The sequence below is a fragment of the Microvirga tunisiensis genome (assembly GCF_009296175.1).
GTDB lineage: Bacteria > Pseudomonadota > Alphaproteobacteria > Rhizobiales > Beijerinckiaceae > Microvirga > Microvirga tunisiensis.
On the sequence record NZ_VOSK01000585.1, the window covers coordinates 1 to 2,570 of the forward strand.

Sequence of the window (2,570 nt, forward strand, 5' to 3'; positions counted from 1 at the left end):
CTGGCGCTCCATGCTACTGCACGGACCTCACCCTCGAAGAGATGCCCGCCGCCCACACTGCGGCCGAGCGGGCGCGATTGCCGAAACGGCGCGACCTGGCTGTTGCGGCCATCGTGGAGAGGGTTGGGGACGGCACAACGAACCCGGACGCGGACTACGGCGTTCGATTGAGCCGTGCGCTGTACATGTGAGCTTTGGTGCAATCCTCCGCGGAACACCTCGCGCAAGAGGGATTAGCTCGCGCTGATCCTCTCCGGGGCGGAGCGCGGGAGCGCTCACGCGGAACGTCGCTTAATGGCACTCCTGAGACGTTAGCCCGAGGGCAGCAATCCTCACGGAACCAGACGTTCCGAACGAGCCAGGAATTTCAGTGCGTGACCCGAAACGGAAGTTCCTCCACCTGCTGAACTATCGATGTGGAGGCCTACTTCGCGACCCGTGCCTCACCCGCCTTGTTCACATGCCAGATCACAACATGGTAATGAGGCATCTCGACACCGGGATGGCCCTCGTTGAAATAGATCGATACATGGTCGTTCCGGCCCGCGAACCCGGCTAGATCAAACTTCTTCCGGTTTCCGATATCCTCGACCGGGATCATGTAGATGGTGCTCACCCGCCGCCCTCGTCGGTCGTAAGCGAGGAATGGTCCCACAGGCAGCGTCTCGGGCCGGACGTAGAGAGCGCCCAGTCCGGGCAGGAAGCGTGGGATCTTCACGAGATCGCTGACCCGCTTGAAGCCACGGGGTGGGGGGCCTGAGGGTGCTGGAGAGGTCTGTGCCTCGACCACCGAAGCCGTCAAGATCACCAACAAGCTTGCCGCAGCTAACTGCCTATTCATGGCCATCATTCCTCAGCCTCGGGGCGCCGTACAACAGGAGCGTCGTCAGCGTTTGCCTCGCTGTTCGCGCCATTCCAGAAATTCCTCAAACAGACGCTCCGTTTCGGGATCCCTGCCTCCCGGCACCATCCTTCCAGGCGTGTCAGATCGCGGTACCGATCCTGTAGAACCAGTGCCTGCCTGGCGTGCCTGGCTAGTCTGAAGCCAGCGCTCGGCTGGCTTGAATCGCCGCCAGTCCGGCAGGACAGCCGCAAGGTTGACCTCCTGCCACCTGGGGTGCCGCCGAGCAGCCTGGAACTCAGGGAAACGGGAGAAGAACGCGTCGACGAAGTTGCCGAGCAGTTGGTGGCGGCCGCTCTTCTCGGGCCAGTTATAGGCAATGAGGACTGTCCCTGCGGCAACAGTTTCGACCCTCTCTCCCGCTGGAATAAGGCCTGGATAGTCCTCGTGATGCAGTGCGGCTGGCAGATAGAGCGTTGCTCCGGCCGGATAAGGAACTTGAACAAGACGAAATCCGCTCCCGCGCGTGAGGTGCTCCACAACGGCTGCCGGCTTTGAGGCCAACACGGCGGTTGCGGCAATCCTGCCCTGCCGCATCTCTTCAATGGCCTCGTTCAATCCGAGGTGAACCTCCGAGACCTCAACCCCAAGCGTCCTGAAGAGATCACGCGCGATGCCCTCGGCGCTGCCGCCGTAATCTCCGAAATTGACCGGCTTGCCGGCAAGGTCCGAGATCTGTCGGACGTGCTCTTGCGCGATCAGGTGCAGCTCTTCGTTGAACAGCTTCGTGATGTAGACGAGCTTGCTCTTGAGATCCCCGAGTTCTTTGCTCTCCTGCAAGTGCGTCAGCAGGTGCTCCTGTGTGATCGTCATGTCGACGCCGGGAAGCGCAAGAACATCCTGGATGTCGTGAACCCCGCCACGCCCAACCATCGGGAGCACGCGCAACGCCAACTCTCCCTTCGGGCCGATCTCCTGTCCACCCGCGAGGACTCTTGCGATCTCATTGACCAGCGGAAGGGTGCCCCCTTCCGGGCTTCCTGCGACGATCCCGATTGTGTTCGGGTCCCGGGCTGGTGCGGCCTGTTTGACAGGTGGTGTCGGGGATGGAGTTTGCGCTATGGCCGGCGGCAGGATCAGCTCTGCTAGCAGGAGCAGCGCCGCGGCCAGACCGCCGGCCCAGACGGGGGATACACTACCAGGAACCATGCTGGCCTCCTGCTCGTGGCACCTAAACCGTTGGTGGAGGGAGACAGTAGCACAAGCCTTCATCTCCTTGGGCCTACACCCACGAGGTACCCCAGGTCGGTGGCTGAACACAGGTTCGTCGGCGCAAACGCTTCAGCTGCTGTTGACCACCGATACAGACTCCAGTTTGGCATCGCTGAACGTCAGGATTTGTGAAGGGTTTCGGATGCCGGCCCATCACGACGCAGCGAGGTGCACCGGGGCCGGCGTCCGGAAGCCTCCAGGGAAGGAACCCGCGGAACGGTTGGGCGCCGTGCGTGCCGCGCTCATCTATGGGGATTTGGGCACTTCGGATCGGGTGCGGGATCGACGCCGATGCACCCAAGCCGGCAGAGTGGCGGCGTCGAGACCCCTCCTACAATGGTGCAAACTGCCGCTGTCTGAACCACCATAGCTCGGATCGGGCGGCGGAGCGACACGGAACACCACCGTGATGTCGCCGCGATCAATCTCAACGCGCTTGACCAGAAGGCGGATCAGA

General features: G+C 62.3%; 3 protein-coding genes and 1 pseudogene. 1 reads left to right on the plus strand and 3 read right to left on the minus strand.

What is annotated here, in order from left to right; genetic code table 11:
• Positions 1–191, plus strand: a pseudogene (locus FS320_RS46725) (NADP oxidoreductase); the annotation flags it as partial.
• A gap of 233 nt (positions 192–424) precedes the next feature.
• On the opposite strand, the gene FS320_RS41635 reads toward FS320_RS46725, so the two are convergent.
• From FS320_RS41635 to FS320_RS47365, 3 genes are all read right to left on the minus strand, one after another.
• Positions 425–841, minus strand: a complete 417-nt coding sequence (locus FS320_RS41635) for a DUF5602 domain-containing protein (RefSeq protein WP_152718417.1) — start codon at positions 839–841, stop codon at positions 425–427.
• A gap of 45 nt (positions 842–886) precedes the next feature.
• Entirely contained in the window at positions 887–2,050 is a 1,164-nt protein-coding gene (locus tag FS320_RS41640; RefSeq protein WP_162003599.1) for a TAXI family TRAP transporter solute-binding subunit, read from the minus strand.
• Positions 2,051–2,359: 309 nt separating this feature from the next.
• On the minus strand, positions 2,360–2,570 hold a 211-nt coding region (locus FS320_RS47365; protein ID WP_210252249.1), incomplete at its 5' end, for a hypothetical protein.

Bases quoted from the DNA above. Each gene is read 5' to 3' on its own strand.
- FS320_RS41635 (WP_152718417.1), bottom strand. From the start codon at position 841: ATGAATAGGCAGTTAGCTGCGGCAAGCTTGTTGGTGATCTTGACGGCT.
- FS320_RS41640 (WP_162003599.1), bottom strand. From the start codon at position 2,050: ATGGTTCCTGGTAGTGTATCCCCCGTCTGGGCCGGCGGTCTGGCCGCG.